General features: G+C 65.8%; 7 protein-coding genes, 1 tRNA gene and 3 rRNA genes. 1 reads left to right on the forward strand and 10 read right to left on the reverse strand.

Features of this window, described 5'->3' with window-relative positions:
- Nucleotides 1-99: 99 nt before the first annotated feature.
- Nucleotides 100-786 carry a response regulator gene (locus B6R96_RS09880; RefSeq protein WP_030389362.1) on the reverse strand — a complete coding sequence of 229 codons (687 nt, stop codon included), beginning with the start codon at nucleotides 784-786 and terminating at the stop codon, nucleotides 100-102.
- 274 nt (nucleotides 787-1,060) lie between these two features.
- Entirely contained in the window at nucleotides 1,061-6,598 is a 5,538-nt protein-coding gene (locus tag B6R96_RS09885; RefSeq protein WP_203351612.1) for a HAMP domain-containing protein, read from the reverse strand.
- Between the two features lie 168 nt (nucleotides 6,599-6,766).
- Between B6R96_RS09885 and B6R96_RS09895 the strand changes: the two genes are divergently transcribed.
- A complete protein-coding gene (locus B6R96_RS09895; RefSeq protein WP_053173318.1) occupies nucleotides 6,767-9,352 on the forward strand; it encodes a SpoIIE family protein phosphatase in 2,586 nt (861 codons plus the stop codon).
- 75 nt (nucleotides 9,353-9,427) lie between these two features.
- Here B6R96_RS09895 and B6R96_RS09900 read toward each other — a convergent pair whose 3' ends face one another.
- The 8 genes from B6R96_RS09900 to thyX all read right to left on the reverse strand — a co-directional run bounded on the left by B6R96_RS09900 (nucleotide 9,428) and on the right by thyX (nucleotide 19,699).
- A complete protein-coding gene (locus B6R96_RS09900) occupies nucleotides 9,428-10,033 on the reverse strand; it encodes an HdeD family acid-resistance protein (protein WP_081522287.1) in 606 nt (201 codons plus the stop codon).
- A 202-nt stretch (nucleotides 10,034-10,235) separates the two neighbouring features.
- Nucleotides 10,236-10,308, reverse strand: a tRNA-Thr gene (locus B6R96_RS09905).
- A 5-nt stretch (nucleotides 10,309-10,313) separates the two neighbouring features.
- A 5S ribosomal RNA gene (gene rrf / locus B6R96_RS09910) occupies nucleotides 10,314-10,430 on the reverse strand.
- A gap of 76 nt (nucleotides 10,431-10,506) precedes the next feature.
- Nucleotides 10,507-13,629, reverse strand: a 23S ribosomal RNA gene (locus B6R96_RS09915).
- A 284-nt stretch (nucleotides 13,630-13,913) separates the two neighbouring features.
- Nucleotides 13,914-15,438 (reverse strand): 16S ribosomal RNA (locus B6R96_RS09920).
- Together the 16S, 23S and 5S rRNA genes with 1 tRNA gene alongside form the textbook arrangement of a ribosomal RNA operon.
- Before the next feature lie 610 nt (nucleotides 15,439-16,048).
- Nucleotides 16,049-17,734: a ribonuclease J gene (locus B6R96_RS09930; protein ID WP_030386310.1), complete on the reverse strand. Its 1,686-nt coding sequence runs from the start codon at nucleotides 17,732-17,734 to the stop codon at nucleotides 16,049-16,051.
- A 124-nt stretch (nucleotides 17,735-17,858) separates the two neighbouring features.
- Nucleotides 17,859-18,758 (reverse strand): 4-hydroxy-tetrahydrodipicolinate synthase, encoded by a 900-nt coding sequence (dapA, locus tag B6R96_RS09935; RefSeq protein ID WP_030386311.1) that lies wholly within the window; start codon nucleotides 18,756-18,758, stop codon nucleotides 17,859-17,861.
- A 200-nt stretch (nucleotides 18,759-18,958) separates the two neighbouring features.
- A complete protein-coding gene (thyX, locus tag B6R96_RS09940; RefSeq protein ID WP_081522288.1) occupies nucleotides 18,959-19,699 on the reverse strand; it encodes an FAD-dependent thymidylate synthase in 741 nt (246 codons plus the stop codon).
- Between the last annotated feature and the right edge of the window lie 119 nt (nucleotides 19,700-19,818).

The following is a 19,818-nucleotide window of genomic DNA, read 5'->3' on the forward strand; positions in this document are numbered from 1 at the left end:
GTGCGCACGCCGGTGGACACGCGTGCCCACCCCTTCACCCGTTCGTGTCGTCGGCTCCGTAGGCGCTTTGACGCACCGCCAGTACCGACGCGCGTACGGTCAGTTCTGCGCGGGCAGGGCCGTGGGCCCTCCGGCCGTCCCTGGCTCCAGGGCGTCGAGTGCCCGCCGCAGGCCGGTGAGTTTGCGCTCCAGGTGTGCCGCCGTCGCCACCACGCCGGCGTCGGCGGAGTCCTCGCCGAGCTGCTTGGTGAGCGCCTCGGCCTGCTCCTCGACGGCCGCGAGCCGCGCGGAGAGCTCGGCCAGCAGGCCGGCCGTCTCCTTGCTCGCGTCCACGCCGTTGGAGCTGTTGCCGCCCTCCAGCTGGAGCCGCAGCAGGGCCGCCTGCTCGCGCAGTTGGCAGTTCTTCGTGTACAGCTCCACGAAGACCGAGACCTTGGCCCGCAGCACCCACGGGTCGAAGGGCTTGGAGATGTAGTCGACCGCACCCGCCGCGTAACCGCGGAAGGTGTGGTGCGGACCGTGGTTGATCGCGGTGAGGAAGATGATCGGGATGTCCCGGGTCCGTTCCCGCCGCTTGATGTGCGCGGCGGTTTCGAATCCGTCCATGCCCGGCATCTGGACATCCAGCAGGATGACCGCGAAATCGTCCGTCAGCAGCGCCTTGAGCGCTTCCTCCCCCGACGACGCCCGGACCAGTGTCTGATCGAGCGCGGAGAGGATGGCCTCCAGCGCCAGCAGATTCTCCGGCCGGTCGTCGACCAGGAGGATCTTGGCCTTCTGCACCATGCCCTGTCCTCCTCGCCCCGGCATGGGGCCTCCCCGGCTCCGGGCTCCGGCCTGTGCGCCGGGCCCCGCCCCAGAGGACGGCATCCTTGCGCCGTCCGTCCTTGTGCCGGTCATCGTAGCCCCAGTCCCGAGATCGCCACACCCTGTCACCAAGATGTCACTGTGCACGAAGCAGAAACGTGGTGGGAGAGCAGAAGGTTCCCCGTTCACCGCTCTTCCATACCCCTGCGGGCACAGTGAGTCAGCTACCGGCGTCCTTCCGCTCTCCCCGCGATCACTTGCCGCGCATCCACTGCTCCATCACCGACAGCAGGTAGTCGGGATCGACCGGCTTGGTGACGTAGTCGGAAGCCCCGGAGTCGATCGCCTTCTCCCGGTCCCCCTTCATCGCCTTCGCCGTCAGCGCGATGATCGGCAGCCCGGCGAACTGCGGCATCCGCCGGATCGCCGAGGTGGTCGCGTACCCGTCCATCTCGGGCATCATGATGTCCATCAGTACGACCGTCACATCGTCGTGCTGCTCCAGGACTTCGATGCCCTCCCGGCCGTTCTCCGCGTACAGCACGGCCAGCCCGTGCTGTTCCAGCACGCTGGTGAGCGCGAAGACGTTGCGTACGTCGTCGTCGACGATCAGCACCTTCTCGCCGTGGAAGTCGTACGTCCGGGGCACCACCGGAAGCTCCTCGTCCGCACTGCCCCAGCCGTCCTCGGCCCCCACCACGTTCGGCTGCCCCGGCACCGCCGTACGCGGCTCCAGATCGCTCGGGGTCTTGCGGCGCCGCCGGAACAGTGTGGCTCCGCCGCCCTGCCCCTGCGCGGCCGGCTCGGCGGCCGACAGCGCCGGCCGCGCCGGCTGTGCCTGCACCGCCGGTACGGAAGCGGACTGCCCGCCTTGGTTCCCGGGCAGCCCGGGCCGCCCTCCGTCCAGCGACCTGCGGTACAGCTCGCCGCGGGCACCGCCGGGGGTCGGCGGCGCGTACCCCTGCGGGGGCAGCTCGCTCGGGTGCAGCGGCAGGTACAGCGTGAAGGTGGACCCGCGGCCCGGCTCGCTCGCCGCGTGGATCTCCCCGCCCAGCAGCCGGGCGATCTCCCGGCTGATGGACAGGCCCAGCCCGGTGCCGCCGTACTTGCGGCTGGTCGTCCCGTCCGCCTGCTTGAACGCCTCGAAGATCACCAGCATCTTGCTCGCGGCGATCCCGATCCCGGTGTCGGTGACCGAGAAGGCGATCAGGTCCGCGTCCGCCTCCCGCAGCGAACCGGCCTCCAGCAGCTGCTCGCGGATCGCCGTCGGCACATCCGCGCCGGCCGGCCTGATCACCAGCTCCACGGCCCCGCTGTCGGTGAACTTCACCGCGTTCGACAGCAGGTTGCGCAGCACCTGGAGCAGCCGCTGCTCGTCGGTGTGCAAGGTGGCGGGCAGCTCCGGGGAGACCCGCACCGAGAAGTCCAGGCCCTTCTCCGCCGTCAGCGGCCGGAAGGTCGCCTCGACGTAGTCCACGAGCTGGACCAGGGCGATCCGGGTCGGCGAGACGTCCATCTTCCCGGCCTCGACCTTCGACAGGTCGAGGATGTCGTTGATCAGCTGCAACAGGTCCGAACCCGCGCCGTGGATGGTCTCGGCGAACTCCACCTGCTTCGGCGACAGGTTGCCGTCCGCATTGTCGGCGAGGAGCTTGGCCAGGATCAGCAGCGAGTTGAGCGGGGTCCGCAGCTCGTGCGACATGTTCGCCAGGAACTCGGACTTGTAGCGCATCGAGACCGCGAGCTGCTCGGCGCGCTCCTCCAGGACCTGCCGGGCCTCCTCGATCTCGGTGTTCTTCACCTCGATGTCGCGGTTCTGCTGGGCCAGCAGCTCGGCCTTCTCCTCCAGCTCCGCGTTGGCGGCCTGGAGCGCCTTCTGCCGGTTCTCCAGCTCGTCGGAGCGCTCGCGCAGCTGCTCGGTCATCTCCTGCGACTGCTTCAGCAGCATCTCCGTCTTGGAGTTGACGCTGATGGTGTTGACGCTCGTACCGATCATCTCGGCGATCTGGCTGAGGAAGTCCTTCTGGATCTGCGTGAAGGGCGTGAAGGAGGCCAGCTCGATGACGCCGAGCACCTTCCCCTCGAAGAGCACCGGCAGCACGATCACGTGCGCCGGCGGCGCCTCGCCCAGACCCGAGGAGATCTTCAGGTAGCCCGGCGGGGTGTTCTCGACGAGGATCATCCGCTTCTCCTCGGCGACCGCCCCGATCAGCCCCTCCCCCGGCCGGAAGGAGATGGGCATCTGGCCGCCCGCGTACGCGTAACTCCCGCGCATCCGCAGCTCGTACGAGCCGTCCGCGCCCCCCTCCGTCCCGATCTCGGTGGTGCCGCCGGCCGGCAGCGCCAGGAAGAAGGCACCGTGCTGCGCGGAGACCACCGGCGTCAGCTCGCTCATGATCAGCGAGGCGACGTCGTCGAGCTCCCGGCGGCCCTGCATCAGCGCGGAGATGCGGGCGAGGTTGCCCTTGAGCCAGTCCTGCTCCTTGTTGGCCAAGGTGGTGTCGCGCAGGTTCGCGATCATGGTGTTGATGTTGTCCTGGAGGACCTGGATCTCGCCCGCCGCGTCCACGTCGATCTTCAGGTTGAGATCGCCGCGGGTCACCGCGGTGGCCACGGCCGCGATCGCGCGCACCTGCCGGGTGAGGTTCCCGGCCATCTCGTTCACGGACTCGGTCAGGTCCCGCCAGGTGCCGTCGACGTCCCGGACGCGCGCCTGGCCGCCCAGGATGCCCTCGGTGCCCACCTCGCGGGCCACCCGGGTCACCTGGTCGGCGAAGGACGACAGCTGGTCGACCATCGTGTTGATGGTGGTCTTGAGCTCCAGGATCTCGCCCCGGGCATCGATGTCGATCTTCTTGGTCATGTCGCCCTTGGCGATGGCGGTCGTGACCATGGCGATCTGCCGCACCTGACCGGTGAGGTTGGAGGCCATGAAGTTCACCGAGTCGGTGAGGTCCTTCCACGTCCCCGAGACGCCCGGCACGTGCGCCTGACCGCCCAGGCGGCCCTCCGTGCCCACCTCTCGGGCCACGCGCGTCACCTCGTCCGCGAAGGACGACAGGGTCTTCACCATCGTGTTGACGGTGTCGGCGAGCTGCGCGACCTCGCCGCGCGCCTCCACGGTGACCTTCTTGGTCAGGTCGCCGTTGGCGACCGCCGCCGAGACCTGGGAGATGTTGCGCACCTGGGAGGTCAGGTTGTTGGCCATCAGGTTGACGTTGTCGGTCAGGTCCTTCCAGATGCCCGTCACCCCGCGCACCCGGGCCTGACCGCCGAGGATGCCCTCGGAGCCCACCTCACGGGCCACCCGCGTCACCTGCTCGGCGAACGAGGACAGCTGGTCGACCATCGTGTTCACGGTGGTGACCAGTTCGAGGATCTCGCCCTTGGCATCGACGGTGATCTTCTTGGAGAGGTCGCCCATGGCCACCGCCGTGGTCACCTCGGCGATGTTGCGCACCTGGGACGTCAGGTTGTTCGCCATGAAGTTGACGGACTGGGTGAGGTCCTTCCAGGTACCGGAGACCCCCTTCACCTCCGCCTGGCCGCCGAGGATGCCCTCGGTGCCCACCTCGCGCGCCACCCGCGTCACCTGCTCCGCGAAGTTCGAGAGCTGGTCGACCATGGTGTTGAGGGTGTTCTTCAGCTCCAGGATCTCGCCCCGGGCGTCCACGTCGATCTTCTGCGAGAGGTCACCGCGGGCCACCGCCGTCGCGACCTGCGCGATGTTGCGCACCTGCGAGGTCAGGTTCCCGGCCATGCCGTTCACGGAGTCCGTCAGGTCGCGCCATACGCCGGCCACCCCGGGCACCTGCGCCTGGCCGCCGAGGCGGCCCTCCGTACCCACGTCCCGGGCCACCCGGGTCACCTGCTCGGCGAAGGCCGAGAGCTGGTCGACCATCGTGTTGATGGTGTTCTTCAGCTCCAGGATCTCGCCCCGGGCGTCCACGTCGATCTTCTGGGACAGGTCGCCCCGGGCCACTGCCGTCGTCACCTGGGCGATCTGGCGCACCTGCGACGTCAGGTTCCCGGCCATGAAGTTGACGGAGTCGGTGAGCTCCTTCCAGGTGCCGGACACCCCCTCCACCCGGGCCTGGCCGCCGAGGCGGCCCTCCGTACCCACGTCCCGCGCCATCCGCGTGACCTGGTCGGCGAAGGACGACAGCTGGTCCACCATCGTGTTGACGGTGTTCTTCAGCTGGAGCATCTCGCCGGAGACGTCCACGGTGACCTTCTGGGACAGGTCGCCGTTGGCCACCGCCGTCGTCACCTGCGCGATGTTGCGGACCTGCCCGGTGAGGTTGCGGAAGGCGGTGTTCACCGAGTCGGTGAGGTCCTTCCACGTCCCGGCGGCACCCGGAACCTGTGCCTGGCCGCCCAGCTCACCCTCGACGCCGACCTCACGGGCCACACGCGTCACTTCAGCACCGAAGGACGACAGCTGGTCCACCATCGTGTTGACGGTGTTCTTCAGCTCCAGCATCTCGCCGGCCACGTCGACCGTGACCTTCTGCGACAGGTCGCCGTTGGCCACCGCCGTCGTCACCTGCGCGATGTCCCGCACCTGCGTGGTGAGGTTGCGGAAGACCGTGTTCACCGAATCGGTGAGGTCCTTCCACGTCCCCGCCGCACCCGGCACCTGCGCCTGGCCGCCGAGCAGGCCCTTGGCCCCGACCTCGCTCGCCACCCGCGTGACCTCGTCCGCGAAGGTCCGCAGCGTCTCGGTCATCTGATTGATCGTTTCGGCCAGCTGCGCCACCTCGCCGCGCGCGCTGACCCGTACCTTCTGCGACAGGTCACCGTTCGCGACCGCCGTCGTCACCTGCGCGATCCCGCGCACCTGGGCCGTCAGGTTCCCGGCCATGGTGTTGACCGAGTCGGTCAGGTCCTTCCACACACCCGCGACCCCGGGCACCTTCGCCTGGCCGCCCAGCTCACCCTCCGTACCAACCTCACGGGCGACGCGGGTCACCTCCGAGGAGAAGGACGACAGCTGGTCCACCATCGTGTTCACGGTGTTCTTCAGCTGGAGCATCTCGCCGGCCACGTGCACCGTGACCTTGCGCGACAGATCGCCCTTGGCGACCGCCGTCGTGACGAGAGCGATATCACGCACCTGAGCGGTGAGCCGGTACGCCATCGTGTTGACGGAGTCGGTCAGATCCTTCCAGGATCCCGACATCCCGCGCACCTGGGCCTGACCGCCGAGCTTGCCCTCGGTACCCACCTCCAGCGCCACCCGCGTCACCTCGTCGGTGAACGCGGACAGCTGGTCGACCAGGTTGTTGACCGTACGCCCGACCTTCAGGAACTCCCCGCGCAGCGGATGCCCGGCCCCCTCGGCCGCCTGCGTCCGCAGATCCATCCGCTGGTCGAGATCGCCCTCGGCCACCGCCGACAGCACCCGGCCCACTTCGGACACCGGCCGGGCCAGATCGTCCACCAACTGGTTCGAGGCATCGATCGCGGCCGCCCAGGAACCCTCACAGGCACCCGTTTCCAGCCGTTCGCTGAGCTTTCCCTCACGACCCACCATCCGCCGCACCCGGGACAGCTCCCCGGTCAGGTGGAGATTTCGGTCGGCGACCTCGTTGTAGACGGCGGCGATCTCCGCCATCACGCCCTCGCCGGACACCGTCAGCCTCTTGCGGAAATTCCCGTCCCGCATCGACACCAGGGCCGTGAGCAGCCGGTTCAGAGCGGCGGTATCGACCTCCGTCGTGCCACTGCGCCGGGAACGTCCGCCCTTCGGCCGCGTTCCCGTACGCCGCACCGCTGCGCCAGACTCCACCGTGTCCCTCCCGAAAGGGTCGACCGCTTTTCCACCGGACACCTGACTCATCACAAGCCGGCTCTGCAAGCCTGCCCAGTGTTTCACCCTGGCCGAACCCGGCCATAACACTTCGGCACCATCGCACACCCGCCGTACCCTGCGGGTGGAATCCCGGACGACGGCACCATGCCGTCCGCGAAGGTAAGTAACCTGGCACCCGATGTCCAACCGCGTCGAAGGAGATTCGTGATCACGGCACGGGCGGCTGCCAGCTTCGATCCCCTCGGGCGCTCGGTCGCCGCCGCCCGCGGGTTCGTCCGCGACACCCTGCACGGCTGGGGTTTCGCGGACATCGTCGACGACGCGGTGGTCCTGACCAGCGAGCTCGTCACCAATGCCGTCGTCCACGCCGGAACCCGGGCCGAGGTCCTGTGCCTGCGCGCCGACGGCGGCGTACGGGTCGAGGTCGCCGACCGGTACCCGGAGCGCGAGCTCCCGCTCCAGCACCCCGGAGAGCGCCCCTACGCCGACCCCGACCGCGAGAACGGTCGCGGCCTGATGCTCTGCGCCGCCCTCGCCACCCGCTGGGGCGTCGAGTACACGGCCACGCACAAGCACGTGTGGTTCCGCCTCGACCTGCCAGACCGGCCGGTCGGTACCCGCTCCGCGGGCCCCGTCGTCCCCGACCAGCTGCTGCCCCTGGCCGACAGCCGGGTCCGCGTCGCCGTCCTCCAGATCGACTCGGACGACGCCATCTCCGCCTGGAACGAGGACGCCGAGCACATCTTCGGGCACCCCGCCGAGAAGGCCCTGGGCCGCCCGCTCGCCGAGCTCGCCGCCTGGCCGCAGACCCCCGGCACCGGCACGGGCATCGCCGAGGCCCTGCGCCTGTCCCGCTGGGAGGGCAGCTACGGCGTCCGCGGCGCCGACGGCCGCGTCATCCCCGTCTTCGCCTCCCACCTACGGGTCCGCGACGCCCACGGCGAACCGTCGATCGTCTGCCTCCTCGTCCACGACGACGAGCGCGCCCTGCTCCAGACCCCGGTACGGGTGCCCACCTCCGACAGCGGCCACTTCACCGATCCGCGCCCCACGGACCCCTTCGAGGTCTTCATCGGCTCCCCCGCCCCCGACGACCTCGACGGGCTCCTCCAGCGCACCGTCGAGCGCGCCCGCGACCTGCTCGACGCCGACGCCGCCTTCCTGCTGCTCGCCACCGACGACGAGACCGAGCTGGAGGTACGCGCCACCACCGGCCTGCCCTCCACCCGCCAGCGCTTCGCCCGCGTCCCCGTCGAGGCCGGCACCAATCGCTACGGCTCCGCCCGCATGCCCGCCGTCCACGACGACCTCATCGCCTCACCGGGAGCCGTTCCGCTCCTGGAGGCCACCGGCATGCGCTCCGCCGTCACCGTCCCGCTCAAGGTGGAGGGCCGCCTCACCGGCTCCCTCGGCGTCGCCGCGGAAACCCCCGGCCGCTACTCCAACGAAGAGGCCCTGCACCTCCAGTTCGCCGCCGACCGCATCGCCCTCGCCGTCGAGTCCGCCCGCCTCGGCGAACTGGAACGACTGCGCCGCGGCTCCCTCTCCTTCCTCGTCGAGGCCTCCGACCTGCTGGCCGGCACCCTCGACCGGGACCAGACCCTGGCGCTGATGGCCCAGATGACCGTCCCGACCCTGGCCACCTGGTGCGCCGTCTACACGATCGCCGACCAGTCCTCCGACCCCTACCTCTCCTACGTCCTCCACGAGGACGAGGAGCGCATCGACGGCCTCAAGGAACTGCTCTCCCGGGTCAGCCCGCCGGAGCCGGTCCGCGAGGCCGGCGCCCTCCCGTGGGCCGAGGCGACCCTCGCGGTCGGCGGCGAGACCGTGGTCCTGCCCCTCCTCGCCCGCAACCGCGTGATCGGCATGCTCACCCTCGGCAAGCCGCGGGAGGAGCACTTCCGCCAGGAGATCCTCGAACTCGCCGAGGACCTCTCCCGCCGGGCCGCCCTCGCCCTCGACAACGCCCGTCTCTACTCCGAGCGCACCGCGATCAGCCGCTCGCTCCAGCGCAGCCTGCTGCCGCCCGGCTCGCCCGCGATCCCCGGCATGGAGGTGGAGGTCATCTACCGTGCGGCCGGCGAGGGCAACGAGGTCGGCGGCGACTTCTACGACGTCTTCCCGATCCGCGACGGCGCGTACGGCTTCGCCATCGGCGACGTCTGCGGTACGGGCCCCGAGGCGGCCGCCGTCACCGGCCTCGCCCGGCACGCACTGCGCCTGCTGGCCCGCGAGGGGCTCGGCGGGCCGGCCGTACTGGAGCGGCTCAACGCGGCCATCCTCGACGAGGGCGCCCGCAGCCGCTTCCTCACCCTCCTCTACGGCGAGCTGCACCCGCAGCCCGACGGCGGCGCCCTGATGAAGGTCGTCTGCGCGGGCCACCCGCTGCCGCTGCGCCTGCGCCCGGACGGCCGGGTCGACGCGGCCGCCGACCCGCAGCCGCTGCTGGGCGTGATCGAGGACCTGGACCTCTACGAGCAGACCCTCACCCTCGACCCCGGCGATGTCCTGCTGTGCGTCACGGACGGCGTGACCGAACGCCGCGAGGGCACCCGCATGCTCGGCGACGACGGCCTCGCCGAGGTCCTCACCACCTGTACGGGCCTCACCGCGGGCGCCGTGGCCTCCCGCGTTCTGCGCGCGGTGGAACGGTTCGCCGCCGAACCCGCCTCGGACGACATGGCCATCTTGGCCTTCCGCGTCCCGGAGCAGCGCACGGGCGACTGACGGGCCGGCGACTGTCCGGGCCGGACCGGCCGGACCGGCCGGATCGGTCCGGCCGGGCCCGGTCCGGGGCCGGACTCAGGAGGTCCGGCGTGTGGCGGAACGCAGCGCGAAGGCCATCACCAGCTCGAAGACGCCCAGCAGCACGAGCCAGAGCCCCAGCAGCCGGGTCAGGGCGACGGCGGAGTCCACGGGGAAGCAGAGCACGACGATTCCGGCGACGGCGCCGAGGGCGCCGAGGGCGAAGCGCATGCCCCGGTGTACGAGTGAGTGGTCCGCGATCGCGGTGAATGCGGTGAGCACTCCGGTCAGCAGCCAGAACACTCCGACGATCAAGGTCAGTGCTCCGATCGTCTGCATCGGATGCCGCAGGACCAGGACGCCGGCCAGGAACGCCAGCATGGCGATCAGGACCCCCGCCAGTTTGCTGCCGCCGTCGCCGCTGTGCGAGAAGGCCGTGACGAAGCGGAAGACCCCCGCCACCAAGAGTTGGAGGCCGATGATGACGGCCAGGATGTGAAGCGTCTCGTCGGGCCAGACCAGCACCAGAATGCCGGGGATCAGGGTGGCGAGGGCGAAGCCGAGGGCCCAATGCCATGTGGCTCCGACCTGCTTGAAGAGGTCCTCGGGGTCGCTCTGCGCGTGCTTCGTGTGCTGCGGCGCCGCGTCGGGGGGTACGGTCATCACGCCTCCTGGGCCAACCGGACGGCCGGTGGGGGCAGGGGACACCTGGAGCCTCGAAGCCGCCGAACGTACCTTCCTTATCTTCCCTTCACATCCACTTTAGGCAGGTACGCGCCGGCGCGCCCGGCGACTGTGCCCGTGCCCGGCCTCGGGGCGAAAACAAAAAAGGCCCCCGCCTATTGGCGGGGGCCTTCTTATTCGGAGCCCTTTAACGGAATCGAACCGTTGACCTTCTCCTTACCATGGAGACGCTCTACCGACTGAGCTAAAAGGGCGGGTTGTTCGGCGGCGTCCTACTCTCCCACAGGGTCCCCCCTGCAGTACCATCGGCGCTGAAAGGCTTAGCTTCCGGGTTCGGAATGTAACCGGGCGTTTCCCTAACGCTATGACCACCGAAACACTATGAAATTTGAACGCTGGCATGAACACAGCTGTTCGTTATTTCAGAACTAACACAGTGGACGCGAGCAACTGAGGACAAGCCCTCGGCCTATTAGTACCAGTCAGCTTCACCCGTTACCGGGCTTCCACATCTGGCCTATCAACCCAGTCGTCTACTGGGAGCCTTACCCTCTCAAGGAGGTGGGAATACTCATCTTGAAGCAGGCTTCCCGCTTAGATGCTTTCAGCGGTTATCCCTCCCGAACGTAGCCAACCAGCCGTGCCCTTGGCAGGACAACTGGCACACCAGAGGTTCGTCCGTCCCGGTCCTCTCGTACTAGGGACAGCCCTTCTCAATATTCCTACGCGCACAGCGGATAGGGACCGAACTGTCTCACGACGTTCTAAACCCAGCTCGCGTACCGCTTTAATGGGCGAACAGCCCAACCCTTGGGACCGACTCCAGCCCCAGGATGCGACGAGCCGACATCGAGGTGCCAAACCATCCCGTCGATATGGACTCTTGGGGAAGATCAGCCTGTTATCCCCGGGGTACCTTTTATCCGTTGAGCGACGGCGCTTCCACAAGCCACCGCCGGATCACTAGTCCCGACTTTCGTCCCTGCTCGACCCGTCGGTCTCACAGTCAAGCTCCCTTGTGCACTTACACTCAACACCTGATTGCCAACCAGGCTGAGGGAACCTTTGGGCGCCTCCGTTACCCTTTGGGAGGCAACCGCCCCAGTTAAACTACCCATCAGACACTGTCCCTGATCCGGATCACGGACCGAGGTTAGACATCCAGCACGACCAGAGTGGTATTTCAACGGCGACTCCACAACCACTGGCGTGGCTGCTTCAAAGTCTCCCACCTATCCTACACAAGCCGAACCGAACACCAATATCAAACTGTAGTAAAGGTCCCGGGGTCTTTCCGTCCTGCTGCGCGAAACGAGCATCTTTACTCGTAGTGCAATTTCACCGGGCCTATGGTTGAGACAGTCGAGAAGTCGTTACGCCATTCGTGCAGGTCGGAACTTACCCGACAAGGAATTTCGCTACCTTAGGATGGTTATAGTTACCACCGCCGTTTACTGGCGCTTAAGTTCTCAGCTTCGCAACCCCGAAAGGTCACTAACCGGTCCCCTTAACGTTCCAGCACCGGGCAGGCGTCAGTCCGTATACATCGCCTTACGGCTTCGCACGGACCTGTGTTTTTAGTAAACAGTCGCTTCTCGCTGGTCTCTGCGGCCACCCCCAGCTCACGGAGTAAATCCGATCACCAGTGATGGCCCCCCTTCTCCCGAAGTTACGGGGGCATTTTGCCGAGTTCCTTAACCATAGTTCACCCGAACGCCTCGGTATTCTCTACCTGACCACCTGAGTCGGTTTAGGGTACGGGCCGCCATGAAACTCGCTAGAGGCTTTTCTCGACAGCATAGGATCATCCACTTCACCACAATCGGCTCGGCATCAGGTCTCAGCCTTAATGAGGGACGGATTTGCCTACCCCTCGGCCTACACCCTTACCCCGGGACTACCACCGCCCGGGCTGGACTACCTTCCTGCGTCACCCCATCGCTTACCTACTACAAGTCTGGTTCGTCGGCTCCACCACTTTCCTTTCCCCGAAGGGTCCGGAACGGCTTCACGGACTTAGCATCGCCTGATTCGATATTGGGCGTTTCAAAGCGGGTACCGGAATATCAACCGGTTGTCCATCGACTACGCCTGTCGGCCTCGCCTTAGGTCCCGACTTACCCTGGGCAGATCAGCTTGACCCAGGAACCCTTAGTCAATCGGCGCACACGTTTCTCACGTGTGTATCGCTACTCATGCCTGCATTCTCACTCGTGAACCGTCCACAACTAGCTTCCGCTGCTGCTTCACCCGGCACACGACGCTCCCCTACCCATCACAGCGGGCGTTGGCCCTATTGCTGCAATGACACGACTTCGGCGGTACGCTTGAGCCCCGCTACATTGTCGGCGCGGAATCACTTGACCAGTGAGCTATTACGCACTCTTTCAAGGGTGGCTGCTTCTAAGCCAACCTCCTGGTTGTCTCTGCGACTCCACATCCTTTCCCACTTAGCGTACGCTTAGGGGCCTTAGTCGATGCTCTGGGCTGTTTCCCTCTCGACCATGGAGCTTATCCCCCACAGTCTCACTGCCGTGCTCTCACTTACCGGCATTCGGAGTTTGGCTAAGGTCAGTAACCCGGTAGGGCCCATCGCCTATCCAGTGCTCTACCTCCGGCAAGAAACACACGACGCTGCACCTAAATGCATTTCGGGGAGAACCAGCTATCACGGAGTTTGATTGGCCTTTCACCCCTAACCACAGGTCATCCCCCAGGTTTTCAACCCTGGTGGGTTCGGTCCTCCACGAAGTCTTACCTCCGCTTCAACCTGCCCATGGCTAGATCACTCCGCTTCGGGTCTAGAGCGTGCAACTCAATCGCCCTATTCGGACTCGCTTTCGCTACGGCTTCCCCACACGGGTTAACCTCGCTACACACCGCTAACTCGCAGGCTCATTCTTCAAAAGGCACGCAGTCACGACCCATTGGGTAAACCCAATGAGCGACGCTCCCACGGCTTGTAGGCACACGGTTTCAGGTACTATTTCACTCCGCTCCCGCGGTACTTTTCACCATTCCCTCACGGTACTATCCGCTATCGGTCACCAGGGAATATTTAGGCTTAGCGGGTGGTCCCGCCAGATTCACACGGGATTTCTCGGGCCCCGTGCTACTTGGGAGATGAGCAAGCAAGCCGCTGATGTTTCGTCTACGGGGGTCTTACCCTCTACGCCGGACCTTTCGCATGTCCTTCGACTACATCAACGGTTTCTGACTCGCCGACCGGCCGGCAGACCGATCAAGCTCATTCCCACAACCCCGCATGCGCAACCCCTGCCGGGTATCACACGCATACGGTTTGGCCTCATCCGGTTTCGCTCGCCACTACTCCCGGAATCACGGTTGTTTTCTCTTCCTGAGGGTACTGAGATGTTTCACTTCCCCTCGTTCCCTCCACACTGCCTATGTGTTCAGCAGTGGGTGACAGCCCATGACGACTGCCGGGTTTCCCCATTCGGACACCCCCGGATCAAAGCTCAGTTGGCAGCTCCCCGGGGCCTATCGCGGCCTCTCACGTCCTTCATCGGTTCCTGGTGCCAAGGCATCCACCGTGCGCCCTTAAAAACTTGGCCACAGATGCTCGCGTCCACTGTGTAGTTCTCAAACAACGACCAGCCACCCATCACCCTGACCCATACGGATCAAGTTCACTGGGGCCGGCACTGAAGACATGACCTTACGGCCGTACCTTCAGGACCCAACAACGTGCCAAGCACGATCCCTCATCAGTGAGTCACTTTCCACGCCGAAGCAGTACTTGTGATCCATCCGCGAGAAACCGTGCCAACTAATCAACGTTCCACCCATGAGCTGACCGTGCAGAACATTTGTCTGCAATCGGTACTGTGCTCCTTAGAAAGGAGGTGATCCAGCCGCACCTTCCGGTACGGCTACCTTGTTACGACTTCGTCCCAATCGCCAGTCCCACCTTCGACAGCTCCCTCCCTTACGGGTTGGGCCACCGGCTTCGGGTGTTACCGACTTTCGTGACGTGACGGGCGGTGTGTACAAGGCCCGGGAACGTATTCACCGCAGCAATGCTGATCTGCGATTACTAGCGACTCCGACTTCATGGGGTCGAGTTGCAGACCCCAATCCGAACTGAGACCGGCTTTTTGAGATTCGCTCCACCTCACGGTATCGCAGCTCATTGTACCGGCCATTGTAGCACGTGTGCAGCCCAAGACATAAGGGGCATGATGACTTGACGTCGTCCCCACCTTCCTCCGAGTTGACCCCGGCGGTCTCCTGTGAGTCCCCATCACCCCGAAGGGCATGCTGGCAACACAGGACAAGGGTTGCGCTCGTTGCGGGACTTAACCCAACATCTCACGACACGAGCTGACGACAGCCATGCACCACCTGTATACCGACCACAAGGGGGGCACTATCTCTAATGCTTTCCGGTATATGTCAAGCCTTGGTAAGGTTCTTCGCGTTGCGTCGAATTAAGCCACATGCTCCGCCGCTTGTGCGGGCCCCCGTCAATTCCTTTGAGTTTTAGCCTTGCGGCCGTACTCCCCAGGCGGGGAACTTAATGCGTTAGCTGCGGCACCGACGACGTGGAATGTCGCCAACACCTAGTTCCCAACGTTTACGGCGTGGACTACCAGGGTATCTAATCCTGTTCGCTCCCCACGCTTTCGCTCCTCAGCGTCAGTAATGGCCCAGAGATCCGCCTTCGCCACCGGTGTTCCTCCTGATATCTGCGCATTTCACCGCTACACCAGGAATTCCGATCTCCCCTACCACACTCTAGCTAGCCCGTATCGAATGCAGACCCGAGGTTAAGCCTCGGGCTTTCACATCCGACGTGACAAGCCGCCTACGAGCTCTTTACGCCCAATAATTCCGGACAACGCTTGCGCCCTACGTATTACCGCGGCTGCTGGCACGTAGTTAGCCGGCGCTTCTTCTGCAGGTACCGTCACTTTCGCTTCTTCCCTGCTGAAAGAGGTTTACAACCCGAAGGCCGTCATCCCTCACGCGGCGTCGCTGCATCAGGCTTTCGCCCATTGTGCAATATTCCCCACTGCTGCCTCCCGTAGGAGTCTGGGCCGTGTCTCAGTCCCAGTGTGGCCGGTCGCCCTCTCAGGCCGGCTACCCGTCGTCGCCTTGGTGGGCCATTACCCCACCAACAAGCTGATAGGCCGCGGGCTCATCCTTCACCGCCGGAGCTTTCAACCCCCGCCCATGCAGGCAGGAGTGGTATCCGGTATTAGACCCCGTTTCCAGGGCTTGTCCCAGAGTGAAGGGCAGATTGCCCACGTGTTACTCACCCGTTCGCCACTAATCCACCCCGAAGGGCTTCATCGTTCGACTTGCATGTGTTAAGCACGCCGCCAGCGTTCGTCCTGAGCCAGGATCAAACTCTCCATGAATGTTTACCCGTAATCGGGTGCACACATCACTTAGAGCGGGCACGTCATGTCGGAATAAGACCGACGCGCCACAACGTCCTCGCTGTGTTTGTCGCCTGCCAGTGCCCGAAGGCCCGACAGGTCTTTTTCAAAGGAACCTCATCCACCGAAGTGGACGGGGTATAAACTTCTGGCGTTGATTTTTGGCACGCTGTTGAGTTCTCAAGGAACGGACGCTTCCTTTGTACTCACCCTCGCGGGCTTTCCTCCGGGCTTTCGTTCTGTTCTTGCGTTTCCGACTCTATCAGACGCTTTCGTGTCCGACTTCCTCGGTGCTTTCCAGGTTTTCGCTTTCGCGTTTCCCTTTCCAGCGGTTCCAACCTTACCAGACCATTTCCGCGCCGATTCCGGCTCGGATTTGAATTGGTGGCCGTTGGAGAGGCCTTTCCCTTTCGGGCGGATCAGACTTTATCAGGTCTCCCTGGGTCGTGATTCCCGCCCGCCCGCATGACGCGTCCGGACACACGTGTGTGCCCGGGTGTCGTGCGAGGTGGAGACGTAAACGTACTGGAGCGGGGCCCCCGGATGCAAATCCGGTTGCCCCGCTCCCGTGCGGTCGCTACGGCGAGGGTCAGACCTCGACGACAACCGGGAGGATCATCGGACGGCGGCGGTAGCCGTCCGAGACCCACTTGCCCATCGTGCGGCGGATGAGCTGCTGGATCTGGTGCGGCTCGGCGACGCCGTCGGCCGCTGCGCGGGCGATGGACTCCTCGATCTTCGCGATGACCGAGGAGAAGGCCGAGTCCTCGATGCCGGAACCGCGGGCCTGGATGTTCGGGCCGCTGACCACCTTGCCGGTGGTGCTGTCCACGACGACGTAGACCGAGATGATGCCCTCGTCACCGAGGATCCGGCGGTCCTTGAGCGAGGCCTCGGTGACGTCGCCGACCGAGAGGCCGTCCACGTACACGTAGCCGGCCTGGACCTTGCCGGAGATCCGGGCCTTGCCGTCGATCAGGTCGACGACCACGCCGTCCTCGGCGATGACGATGCGGTCCTTCGGGACGCCCGTCATGGCACCGAGCTCGGCGTTGGCACGCAGGTGGCGCCATTCGCCGTGGACCGGCATGAGGTTCCGCGGCTTGCAGATGTTGTAGAAGTACAGCAGCTCGCCGGCCGAGGCGTGGCCCGAGACGTGCACCTTGGCATTGCCCTTGTGCACGACGTTGGCGCCCCAGCGCGTCAGGCCGTTGATCACGCGGTAGACCGCGTTCTCGTTGCCCGGGATCAGGGACGACGCGAGGATCACGGTGTCGCCCGGGACGATCCGGATCTGGTGGTCGCGGTTGGCCATGCGGGACAGGGCCGCCATCGGCTCGCCCTGGGAACCCGTGCAGACCAGCACGACCTCGTCGTCCGGCAGGTCGTCGAGCGTCTTGACGTCGACGATCAGACCGGCCGGGACCTTCAGGTAGCCCAGATCACGGGCGATGCCCATGTTGCGGACCATCGAGCGGCCGACGAAGGCGACCCTGCGGTCGAACTCGTGGGCGGCGTCGAGGATCTGCTGGATGCGGTGCACGTGGCTGGCGAACGACGCCACGATGATCCGCTTCTGGGCACTCGCGAAGACCCCGCGGATGGCGTTGGAGATGTCGCGCTCGGGCGGGACGAAGCCCGGGACCTCGGCGTTCGTGGAGTCGGAGAGGAGGAGGTCGATGCCCTCCTCGCTCAGCCGCGCGAATGCGTGCAGGTCGGTGAGGCGGTTGTCCAGCGGGAGCTGGTCCATCTTGAAGTCGCCGGTGGCCACGACCAGGCCGGCGCCGGTACGGATCGCCACGGCCAGGGCGTCCGGGATGGAGTGGTTGACCGCGATGAACTCGCAGTCGAAGGGGCCCAGGGCCTCGCGCTCGCCCTCCTTCACCTCAAGGGTGTAGGGGCGGATGCGGTGCTCCTGGAGCTTCGCCTCGATGAGGGCCAGCGTCAGCTTGGAGCCGATCAGCGGGATGTCCGCCTTCTCCCGGAGGAGGTAGGGGACGGCGCCGATGTGGTCCTCGTGGCCGTGCGTGAGGACGATGCCGTCGATGTCGTCGAGGCGGTCCCGGATGGACGAGAAGTCCGGCAGGATCAGGTCGATGCCCGGCTGCTCCTCCTCGGGGAAGAGGACGCCGCAGTCGACGATCAGCAGACGGCCGTCGTACTCGAAGACGGTCATGTTGCGGCCGATCTCGCCGAGACCACCCAGAGGGGTGACTCTGAGGCCGCCCTTGGGCAGCTTCGGCGGCGGACCGAGTTCCGGATGCGGATGGCTCAAAAGTGTCTCCTCACCACGCACGCCACGTACCCCGGAAGGCACGTGGCGCGCATGTCATTCGTGCACTTGCTGTTGTCTGTTCTGTATTCGTTTGGTCGTGCTTATTGATTTGTGAAGTCTGTTGTCAGAGCTGTACCCCGCCGGCGGCAAGGTCGATCTTGAGCTGGGCGGTCTCTTCGGCGGACAGCTCGACCAGCGGGAGCCGCAGCGGGCCCGCGGGCAGGCCCTGCAGGTTCAGCGCACCCTTGGTGGTCATCACACCCTGAGTGCGGAACATACCGGTGAAGACCGGGAGCAGCTTCTGGTGGATCTCGGTCGCCTTCTGGACGTCTCCGCCCAGGTGGGCCTCCAGCATGGCGCGCAGTTCGGGGGTGACCACGTGGCCGACCACCGAGACGAAGCCGACCGCGCCGACCGACAGGAGCGGCAGGTTCAGCATGTCGTCGCCCGAGTACCAGGCCAGGCCGCTCTGCGCGATGGCCCAGCTGGCGCGGCCGAGGTCGCCCTTGGCGTCCTTGTTGGCAACGATACGGGGGTGCTCGGCCAGCCGGACCAGGGTTTCGGTGTCGATCGGGACACCACTGCGGCCGGGGATGTCGTAGAGCATGACCGGCAGCCCGGTGGCGTCGGCGATCGCCGTGAAGTGCCGGAAGAGGCCCTCCTGCGACGGCTTGCTGTAGTACGGGGTGACGGCGAGCAGGCCGTGGGCGCCGGTGCGCTCGGCCTCGCGGGCCAGCTCGAGGGTGTGGCGGGTGTCATTCGTACCGATGCCGGCGACCACGTGGGCGCGGTCTCCGACGGCTTCGAGCACGGCTCGTACGAGGTCGTTTTTCTCCGCGTCGGTGGTGGTCGGCGACTCACCGGTGGTGCCGTTGATGATCAGGCCGTCGTTGCCTGCGTCCACCAGGTGGACGGCGAGCTGCTGCGCGCCGTCGAGGTCGAGTGCGCCATCCGCCGTGAACGGCGTGATCATGGCGGTGAGGACCCGCCCGAAGGGGGTCTGCGGAGTCGAGATCGGAGCCATGGGTAACACGCTACTCGCTGCCATGCTCGCGGTGTCCCCTCGGGGGACGTCAACGGGGTGTTGGACGCCGGCACTGCCTGCTCGGGGGTTCAAGCAGTGCCGGGTCCGTTTGATCAGCCTAGATGAAGTTTACGAAACGTCGCAATACGGACACTTAGGACTTAACGCCGTACATCTGTACGCCGCAGGTGTACCGGCCCTTACGGGGCAACGCGACCGTTGCCGTTGAAGGCCGCGTACGTCAGCGGCATGAGCTTCGCCCAGTGCTGCTCCATCTTCTCGCCGACCATCTCGATCTCCCGCTGCGGGAAGGACGGGACGGCCGCGAGCTCGTGCTGCGTCCGCAGACCGAGGAAGTGCATCAGCGAGCGCGCGTTGCAGGTGGCGTACATCGAGGAGAAAAGACCGACCGGCAGGACCGAACGGGCAACCTCCCGGGCCACGCCCGCCGCGAGCATCTCCCGGTAGGCCTCGTAGGCCTGCACGTAGGAGTCCTCCATGACGCGCGCGGTCAGCTCCTGCTGCGCCTGCGTGCCCTCGACGAAGATGTACTTGCCCGGGCGGCCCTCCTGGACCAGCTTGCGCTCGGCGTCCGGGACGTAGAAGACCGGCTCGAGCTCCCTGTAGCGGCCCGATTCCTCGTTGTACGACCAGCCCACGCGGTGCCGCATGAACTCGCGGAAGACGAAGATCGGAGCGCTGATGAAGAAGGTCATCGAGTTGTGCTCGAAGGGGCTGCCGTGGCGGTCGCGCATCAGATAGTTGATGAGGCCCTTGGAACGCTCCGGGTCCTTCTGCAGCTCCTCCAGCGACTGCTCGCCGGCCGTGGAGACCCGGGCGGCCCACAGCACGTCGGAGTCGGCGGCTGAGTGCTTCACCAGCTCCACCGTCACCTCGCTGCGGAAGCTGGGTTTCAGATCTGAAGCGGCGGTTTCGCTCACCGGGGGTCCTTCCAAACGTGCGTCCTGGGGCGCGCCCACTCTACGGCGCCGCTCGCGCGCCCCTCGCCGACGCACGCGGTGCGCAGCCCCCGCGAGAGGTCTTCCACAGCTGACGCACA

The sequence above is a fragment of the Streptomyces sp. Sge12 genome (genome assembly GCF_002080455.1).
Classification (GTDB): domain Bacteria; phylum Actinomycetota; class Actinomycetes; order Streptomycetales; family Streptomycetaceae; genus Streptomyces.